Source organism: Arthrobacter sp. SO3, assembly GCF_020532825.1.
Taxonomy (GTDB): domain Bacteria; phylum Actinomycetota; class Actinomycetes; order Actinomycetales; family Micrococcaceae; genus Arthrobacter.
In genome coordinates, this window is sequence record NZ_MQTS01000160.1 from 1 (window position 1) to 7,199 (window position 7,199).

6 protein-coding genes are annotated in these 7,199 nt (G+C 66.7%); 4 read left to right on the top strand and 2 right to left on the bottom strand.

Going from position 1 to position 7,199, the window contains the following annotated elements; genetic code table 11:
* Positions 1 to 129 precede the first annotated feature (129 nt).
* From BJQ90_RS14815 to BJQ90_RS14825, 3 genes are all read left to right on the top strand, one after another.
* Positions 130 to 858 (top strand): hypothetical protein, encoded by a 729-nt coding sequence (locus BJQ90_RS14815; protein WP_226761005.1) that lies wholly within the window; start codon positions 130 to 132, stop codon positions 856 to 858.
* Between the two features lie 87 nt (positions 859 to 945).
* Positions 946 to 2,190 (top strand): amidohydrolase, encoded by a 1,245-nt coding sequence (locus BJQ90_RS14820; protein ID WP_226761006.1) that lies wholly within the window; start codon positions 946 to 948, stop codon positions 2,188 to 2,190.
* A gap of 8 nt (positions 2,191 to 2,198) precedes the next feature.
* Positions 2,199 to 3,662: an amidase gene (locus tag BJQ90_RS14825; RefSeq protein WP_226761007.1), complete on the top strand. Its 1,464-nt coding sequence runs from the start codon at positions 2,199 to 2,201 to the stop codon at positions 3,660 to 3,662.
* Positions 3,663 to 3,989: 327 nt separating this feature from the next.
* On the opposite strand, the gene BJQ90_RS14830 is transcribed toward BJQ90_RS14825, so the two are convergent.
* Positions 3,990 to 4,517 carry a hypothetical protein gene (locus tag BJQ90_RS14830; RefSeq protein ID WP_226761008.1) on the bottom strand — a complete coding sequence of 176 codons (528 nt, stop codon included), beginning with the start codon at positions 4,515 to 4,517 and terminating at the stop codon, positions 3,990 to 3,992.
* A gap of 328 nt (positions 4,518 to 4,845) precedes the next feature.
* On the opposite strand from BJQ90_RS14830, the gene BJQ90_RS14835 reads away from it, so the two are divergent.
* Entirely contained in the window at positions 4,846 to 6,069 is a 1,224-nt protein-coding gene (locus BJQ90_RS14835; RefSeq protein WP_226761009.1) for an aminotransferase class I/II-fold pyridoxal phosphate-dependent enzyme, read from the top strand.
* Between the two features lie 74 nt (positions 6,070 to 6,143).
* Here the strand turns inward: BJQ90_RS14835 and BJQ90_RS14840 are convergent.
* On the bottom strand, positions 6,144 to 7,199 hold a 1,056-nt coding region (locus BJQ90_RS14840; protein WP_226761010.1), incomplete at its 5' end, for an FG-GAP-like repeat-containing protein.

A 7,199-nucleotide genomic window follows, 5' to 3' on the forward strand; every position in this document is an offset into this window, starting at 1 on the left:
CTACAATCATCACCGAGGCCACACCTCACTCAAGGGTCAGCCACCAGCAAGCCGCGTCACTAACCTCCGTGGGTAATACACCTAGGCAGCGAATTCCAGCCATTTCCCGTCTCGAAAGGATTGATTTTCATGACTGCTCTCGCTACTGATGCCTCCCGGGCCGCGACCCTCCTCGAATTCGACCGCACCACCTCCCGCTGGGGCCAGATCACGATGTCCTCCGCGCTCATCTTCTCCCTCGCGGCTCCGCTCTACCTGGTGCTCTTCGGCGACCTCGGCATCACCTCCGGCCAGGTCTGGACCGCCTTCTTCGCCGTCGCGGCCGCGTTCTTCGTGTTGTGGTTTGTCGAGCCCATCACCTACTACCCTGTCCTCGGCCCGGCCGCCATGTACCAGGCCTTCATGATCGGCAACATCGCCAACAAGCTGCTCCCGTCGGCCCTGGTGGCCCAGGCGACCATTGGCGCCAAGGCAGGAACCAAACGCGGCGAGTTTGCGGCCCTCATGGCCATCTGCGGAGCCGCGATGGTGCACGTGTTCTCGATGCTGCTGTTCGTCGGTGTGCTCGGCACCTGGCTGGTCAGCGTCATCCCGGCCGACGTCGTCGATGTCGCCCGGCTCTACATCTTCCCCAGCATCATCGGCGCCGTCCTGGTCCAGCTCGTCGTCACCATGAAGCAGCCCCGGGTGACTGTCATCGCCGTGGTCGTCGCTGTCATAGTCCTCTTCGTCTTGGTCCCCGCCGTCCCGGCGCTCGCCAAGCCGGCCACCGGGATTGTGGTCCTGCTGACGGCGGCCCTGGCGTGGTTCCTGCGGGCCCGCAAGGACGCGCCCGCCGCCACCACCCTCGTGAACTAGGCGCATCTGAACCCTGAACCCGGCCCACGGAACTAACCCCAGTGAGCGCCCCCAACCAGACTCCCGAACTCCTCCGGAAGGAACCCCATGACCACCCGCACTGCCTTATTTGAACTCAGCGACACCCGCCAGGCCGAAATGTACGAGCTTTACCGCCGCCTCCACGCCCATCCGGAGCTCTCCATGCAGGAAACCAACACGGCGGCATTCATCCAGCAGAAGCTCGACGCGCTGGGCCTGGAAACGTTCATGTGCGGCGGCACCGGCGTCGTGGGAATCCTGCGCAACGGGACGGGGCCTGTAGTGGCTTACCGGGCGGACACCGACGGCCTGCCGATGAAGGAAGACACCGGCCTGGAGTTCGCCAGCACCGCCACCGGCACGCTTGCGGACGGCACGCCAGTCCCGGTGATGCACGGCTGCGGCCACGACACCCACATGACCGTCGCCCTGACGGCCGCACAACTGCTGAGCGAAAACCTGGACGCGTGGTCCGGGACCGTGGTCTTCATCTTCCAGCCCGGTGAGGAAACCGCCGCCGGGGCCAATGCCATGATCGAGGACGGACTATGGGACAAGGCCCCGAAGCCGGAAATCATCTACGGGCAGCATGTCTGGCCGGGGCTATCCGGAACAGTCAACATCAGCAGCGGCACGGCCATGGCCATGGCCGACTCCTGGAAGATCACCGTCCACGGCCGCCAGGCGCACGGCTCCCAGCCGGAACAGTCCATCGACCCGATCGTCCTCGGTGCCCACATGGTGGTGCGGCTGCAGACCGTCGTCTCACGCGAGGTCCACCCGATGAAGTCCGCCGTAGTTACCGTCGGCACCTTCCACGCCGGGCTGAAGGAAAACATCATCCCGGCCACGGCCGAGTTCTCCATCAACGTCCGGACGTTCGACGTCGACGTCCGCACCCGGGTGCTCGATTCCCTGCGCCGCATCCTGCACGCCGAAGCGGACGCCTCCGGAGCCCCGGCCCCCGAGATCGAGGAAATCTCCAGCTTCCCGCAGTGCTACAACGACCCCGCCTCCGCTGACGCCTTGATCAGCGAATTCCAGGCCGCCCTCGGCGAGGACTGCGTGAACGTGGTCCCGCCGGTGATGGGCAGCGAGGACTTCGGGCTCCTCGCCGAGGTGCTGGACGTGCCGTCGGTGTACTGGATGTTCGGTGCCTACACGCAGGAAAGGCTCGACTCCGAGACTCCCCTTCCCGGGAACCACTCACCGTACTTCGCACCGGACGTCGAGCCGACACTGAGCACGGGCCTCCGCGCCGCCTTGACTTCCCTGTTCTCCCGGGTGGGCCGGTCCGGGGCCGCGCTGTGACCGACCCGATGGCCAGGTCCGGGGCCAGCCCTGCCACACGCCAAGCGGCCGGCCCGGCGGCCGGCGGCATAAGCGCGCTGTCCGCCACGGAACTGACCGCGGCCATCCGGCGTCGGGACATCTCCGCACGGGAGGCCCTCGATGCGCACTTCGCCCGGATCGACGCCGTGAACGGTCAGCTCAACGCGGTGGTTACCGAGGACCGCGAGGGTGCTGCGGCGCTGGCCGCGACCGCCGACGCGCTGACCGTCTCCGGGGCGGAGCTCCCGCCGCTCCATGGCCTGCCCATGACACATAAGGACACCAACAACACCAAGGGCCTGCGGACCACGCAGGGCTCGGTCATCTTCAGGGATTTCGTGCCGGACTTTGATGACCTCATCATCGCCAGGTTCAAGGCGGCCGGGGTGGTCACCACCGGCAAGACCAACGTGCCGGAGTTCGCTGCGGGCTCGCACACCTTCAACGACATCTTCGGTACCACCGTCAACCCCTACGACACTGCCAAGAGCGCCGGCGGCAGCAGCGGCGGCGCGGCGGCCGCCATCGCCGCCCGCATCCAGCCGCTCAGCGACGGCAGCGACATGGGCGGCTCGTTGCGGATCCCGGCGTCGTTCTGCAACGTGGTTGGGTTTCGGCCGTCGGTGGGCGTGATCCCGGTGGCGCCGACCCGCAACGCGTGGGCCTGGCTCGCCCGGACCGGCACCATGGCCCGCGACGTGGAAGACATTGCCTTGGCCATGGCGGCCGTGGCCGGGCCGGACCCCGCCGTGCCCTACGCGGTTCCGGTGGCGGCCGGGCGATTCACCGAACCGCTGCGGCACGACCTAACCGGCCTGCGGATTGGCTGGTCGCCGGACTTCGGCCTGGGCGTGCCGGTGGAGAAGGAGGTGCTGCGCGTACTGGAAAGCCAGCTGCGGATCTTCGAGGATCTCGGCGCCACCGTGGAGGAATCCGCGCCGGACCTGCGGGACGCGGATGAAGTGTTCGGCACCACCCGGGCGTTCGATTTTGCCCTGGGCCTGGGTGAGCTGGTGGCCAAGCACTTGGACGTGGTCAAGCCCGAGGTGCGCTGGAACGTGGACAGGGGCCGGGCACACACCGGGCAGGACCTGGTCTCCGCAGCCCTCGCCCGAACCCGGCTGGACACCAGCGTGCGGCGCTTCTTCGGCCGGTACGACGTGTTCGCCAGCCCCACCGCGCAGTTACTGCCCTTTGAGGCGTCCCTGCGGTACCCGACGTCCATCAACGGCGTCGAGTTCGAGACCTACCTGGACTGGATGCGCTCCGCCTGCCTGATCTCCGCGACCGGCATCCCTGCCATCTCGGTCCCGGCGGGGTTCAGCGACGGTGGTCTGCCGGTGGGGCTTCAGTTGACCATGAACCACGGGCGGGATTTCGAGCTGCTTCAAGTGGCCTACGGCTTCGAACAAGCGACCGGCCACGCGAAGCGGCAGCCGCCGTTGGGGTGACGTGCGACTGGGGTCGCCGTGGCGGCCTGCCTGGGCGGCAGCTTCGCCGTCGCCACCGGCGTGTCCACGCTGATCAAACCAGTGGCACCGGCCTGGCGAGCAGCACCACGCATTACGTCTGCGCAAACGGCCCCGCACACCACCGCATGCGGGGCCGTTCCCTGTTCAGTCTGGGTTAGCGGGTCGGCGCCGATGATCCTCCACGCGCAGCACCGGATTTGGCCGCTTCAGCGATGTAGCCTCACGGCGCTGGAGGTCCTCTTCTTTGAGTCGAGTACCCCAGCGGGCCATCACGTTCACCCACCCGTCGTCCCCAGAGGTGTAACCCTAGGGTGCCAGTTCTGCGCAGATGTCTCTCTGCCTACCGGATGTACTCGTAACCGTTGAAACACCGCTGGCATCGTTGCTGAACGTGACGCGCCCGGTGTACAGGATGGTGGAGGGTCCAGGGTTATCCGTTGGGTAAAGGATAAACAAGTTCTTCCCCGTCAGCTGAAAATCGGCTGTACCGTCCGGGTAGCTGGTGATCTGCGTGACCGATCCTTGGGTGGGAAACGTCACTGACTTTGTGGGATCTTCGGCGTTGGTGACTGTGAGGACAGTGCCGTGTCCGCCAATAATGATGTATTGGACACCGTCCTTATCCCGGAGTAACCGCACCGCCTGGTTTCCACCGGTGCCAGTGAAGGTTATGCCGAAGTCCTCGCAGCCAGGGTAAACAATCGGTTCATCCGCGGCGAAGGCTGATTGCGGTGCTGCGAGGGTGAGGGCAGCAAACAGGGCTGCTGCCGGCGCGAAACGCCGGGACATTTTTCCTAACATGATGTTCTCCTCCATTTTTACGTAGAAACGCATCACCCATCCGGGCGGAGACCATGCGCGGCAAATCGTTACGGGCGAACCCTGACGGCGGCACTCGCGCCGCTCCGCATAGGGCCGGCTTGCGGATGAACCGGCGCACTCGCCCGACCGTACTAAGCCCGCTTAGCTTCCGCCCGAGTAGGAGGTACTCGTAAGTCGCCCCGCGGTTACCCGCTGTGGCTGGAGACGGCCCGCCGCCCACCCAGCCCCGTTTACATCTGCCCCGCCGAGGACCAGAATTAGTCCCGCCCAGCCACTGGCTCAGCAGCGTGTCGGGCCCATCCGTCCATACGGTCAAGCTGCCACCTCCCGAGGGACTGTCATGAGCACTGATTCTCCGGCTTCACTGAGCGTTTCCCGGCGGGCCGCCAAGCTCGCGTCCGTCCCGTCGCAACAGCGGATCAACACCTTCCTCCGCGACTCCGTCTACGCCCGGCGCCAGCACGTGCCGGGGATCTGCGACCTCGCACTGGGCAACCCGCACCAGATGCCGCAGCCCGCCTACGTCGAAGCCCTCGCGGACGCACTGACGCCCCGGAACGAGCGCTGGTTTGCCTACAAGACCAACGAACCGGAGGCGCAGTCCGCCGCCGCGGCGTCCCTGCGGCGGCTGCTGGGCATGCCCTTCGAGCCGGCGGACATCCACCTCACCACGGGAGGCTTCACCGCGATCCCGCTGGCGCTCAAGGCCGTCGCCGACCCCGGCGACGAGGTCATCTTCACCCTTCCGCCGTGGTTCTTCTACGAGCCGCTGGTGCTCGAGGCCGGGCTGGTGCCGGTCAAGATCCGCTGCGACGCCGAAACGTTCGACGTCGATCTCGCGGCGCTGGGGGCGGCCATCACCCCGCGCACCCGGGTGGTGATCGTCAACACCCCCAACAACCCGACCGGCCGGATCTACCCGCCCGCGCTCCTGAAGGACCTGGCCGACATGCTGGAGGGGGCCTCGCGCAGCAACGGCCGGCGGGTCTACCTGCTCTCCGACGAGGCCTACAACCGGATCGTCTACGACGGCGCGCGGTTCCACAGCCCCGCCGAATACTATCCGTACACGCTGCTGGCCTACTCGTACGGCAAGACCCATCTGGCGCCGGGGCAGCGGATCGGCTACCTGGCGCTGCCGCCCACTATGCCGGACCGCGGCCCGCTGCGGGAGGCGATCGGCGCCCTGCAGATGTCGATGGGCTGGATCTACCCCAATGCCCTGCTGCAGCACGCGCTGCCGCGGCTGGAGCAGTTCTCGATCGACGTCGGGCAGCTGCAGCGCAAACGCGACCTGATGGTGGAGGCGCTGACCGGCATGGGGTACCAGGTCACGCGGCCGGAGGGGGCGTTTTACCTGTTCGTCCGCACCCCGGCCGACGACGACGAGCAGTTCACTGCCGCCCTCGCGGACCAGGACGTGTTCGTGCTGCCGGGCACCCTGTTCGAGACGCCGGGCTATTTCCGGATCTCACTCACCGCCTCCGAGGAGATGATCCAGCGCGCCCTGCCGGTCTTCGCCGCGGCGATCCAGCACTCCGACGGCGCCGTGCCGCATCACTGACACGTGGCACTAACCCAAAGGAGGTCCCCCGCGTCCGGGGGTGCGGCGCGGAGGACCTCCTGAGGGAACGCCGGCTACAGGATGGCGGTCATGGGGTTCCAGCCCGGACCGAGATCGATGCGCTTGAACCAGTCGCCGACGCCGTTGTTCGGGTAGAGCCAGAGCTCACCGGTGGTGTCGCGCGCAATGACGTCGGGGCGGCCGTCGCCGTTCATGTCACCGGGAGCTGTGATTGCGTTCATGGTGTTCCAGCCCGAGCCCAGATCGACCCGCCGGAACCATTCATTCTGCCCATTGCCCGGGTAGAGCCACAGCTGGCCGCTGGTGTCGCGGGCGACCAAATCCACCTTGCCGTCGGCGTTGAAGTCTCCGGGAGCGACGATGGAGTTCATGATGTTCCAACCGGCGCCCAGATCAACGCGCTTGAGCCAGTCGCCGGCTCCGTTGTTTGGGTAGAGCCACAATTCTCCGCTGCTGTCCCGGGCAATCAGGTCGGGCTTGCCGTCTGCGTTGAAGTCACCGGGGGCAACGATCGATGTCATGACGTTCCAGCCGGCTCCAAGATCCTGCCGCTTGGACCAGTCGCCGGTTCCAGTCCCCGGGTATAGCCAGAGTTCACCGCTGTTGTCCCGGGCGATTACGTCTGCTTTGCCGTCGCCATTGAAATCGCCGGCACTGACGATAGTGGACATCACGTTCCAGCCGCCGCCGAGGTCGATCCGCTTAAGCCAGTCTCCGGTCCCCGTCCCCGGGTACAGCCACAGCTCCCCCGCGGCGTCGCGGGCGATGACGTCCGTCTTGCCGTCACCCGTGAAGTCGTTTAAGCGCTTCGGCGCCGCCGGAACTGTCGGCGCTGGGGACGTCGAGAACGTCGCAGCCCAGGAGGCCGTCGCGCCCGAGGCGATGATGTAGTCGGCCTTGGCTTTCGCGTTCACGGTGACGGTTCCGCTGCCGGGGTAGGTTCCGGCAGGTTTGACCGTTCCGCCGACGAGGTAATCCACACCGGTCGTCGCCGGGACCGTATACGTATCAGCAGCCGTCCCGTCCTTGTCCGTGAACACCACCGCAGCCGGGGTCACCGGGTTCGGGGTCGTCTTGAACGCCGCGGACCAGGAGGCCATCGCACCCGC

Excerpts from the sequence above, each read along its gene's own strand:
- BJQ90_RS14815 (WP_226761005.1), top strand. The coding sequence starts at position 130 with ATGACTGCTCTCGCTACTGATGCCTCCCGGGCCGCGACCCTCCTCGAA.
- BJQ90_RS14820 (WP_226761006.1), top strand. The coding sequence starts at position 946 with ATGACCACCCGCACTGCCTTATTTGAACTCAGCGACACCCGCCAGGCC.
- BJQ90_RS14825 (WP_226761007.1), top strand. The coding sequence starts at position 2,199 with ATGGCCAGGTCCGGGGCCAGCCCTGCCACACGCCAAGCGGCCGGCCCG.
- BJQ90_RS14830 (WP_226761008.1), bottom strand. The coding sequence starts at position 4,517 with ATGCGTTTCTACGTAAAAATGGAGGAGAACATCATGTTAGGAAAAATG.
- BJQ90_RS14835 (WP_226761009.1), top strand. The coding sequence starts at position 4,846 with ATGAGCACTGATTCTCCGGCTTCACTGAGCGTTTCCCGGCGGGCCGCC.